The organism is Bradyrhizobium sp. C9, assembly GCF_002532045.1.
GTDB lineage: Bacteria > Pseudomonadota > Alphaproteobacteria > Rhizobiales > Xanthobacteraceae > Bradyrhizobium.
Genome location: NZ_NWTG01000044.1, coordinates 1 through 1,178, shown reverse-complemented (window position 1 = coordinate 1,178; position 1,178 = coordinate 1). Strand labels below are relative to the sequence as shown.

Annotated in this window: 1 protein-coding gene; it reads left to right on the top strand. The window is 58.8% G+C overall.

Annotated elements, in window-relative coordinates:
- Nucleotides 1-185 precede the first annotated feature (185 nt).
- A partial coding sequence (locus CO675_RS38790) for a transposase (RefSeq protein WP_198964902.1) occupies nucleotides 186-1,178 on the top strand: 993 nt, incomplete at its 3' end.

Genomic DNA, 1,178 nt, shown 5'->3' with positions numbered 1-1,178 from the left:
ACCAGACGTCTCGCTATGCCCTGAATATCCTCAGCTCATTTTGAGTCAGACTCTGAGGACGAAACCGACTTCTAAACTCGTCGCGGCTACTTCAGCTATTGGCCGATTTTGTTGCAAAAGTCGGTTGAGTGAGGCCTCGAACGATGATTCGGTTGTGTTGACGCGATTCTCGGCGAGGTCGATCCATGATGGGCCGTCTGAAGAACGACCAAGGTCAACTGTTCTCCGCGTTTCGTCTTGGCGACGCGGTCCCCGAAGATCATTTGGTGCGGAAGATCGATGCTGCTCTCGATCTGTCGTGGCTTCGCGGCGAGCTTGCGTCCCATTATGCGTCCATGGGGCGTCCGTCGATTGATCCTGAACTGATGATCCGGATGCTGGTGGTGGGGTATGTCTTTGCGATCCGCTCGGAGCGATTGATCTGCCGCGAAGTACAGGTGAACCTCGCCTATCGCTGGTTCTGCAGGCTTGGCATCGAAGATGCTATTCCCGACCATTCAGCGTTCTCGCGTGCCCGCAACGAGCGTTTCCGCGAGGGAGATGTTTTTCGCCATGTGTTTGAGCGGGTCGTCGAGGCGTGTATTGCAGCCGGTCTGGTTGGTGGTGAAGGCTTTGCAGTTGATGCGAGCCTGATTGCGGCCGACGCCAACAAGCGGTGCTCGATCGCAGGTCAGGATTGGCGCAGGGATCGCGATCCGGCGAGGTCCAGCCGCGCGGTGAAGGAGTATCTGGCGACTCTCGAAGACACGGCATGGGGTGCCGCTACGGAGGTTGTGCCGAAGTTCGTCTCGCCATCCGATCCCGCGGCCCAGTGGACCGGCGCACACAAAGGGGCGGCGTTCTTCGCCTACTCTGACAACTATCTCATCGACATGAAGTTCGGCGTCATCTTGGACGTCGAGGCGTCTCGTGCGATTCGGCAAGCCGAAGTCGGTGCCGCAAAGACAATGATCGAACGAACAGAGGAACGTTTTGGCCTCACGCCGGAGCGGCTCGCGGCCGATACCGCCTATGGATCGGCGCCGATGCTGAACTGGCTGGTCGAGAAGGACATCGCGCCACACATTCCGGTCATCGACAAGTCAAAGCGCGAGGATGGCACCTTTTCGCGCAACGACTTTCGATATGATCCGGCCGGCGACGTCTACCACTGCCCAGGCGGAAAGCGGCTCGGGACG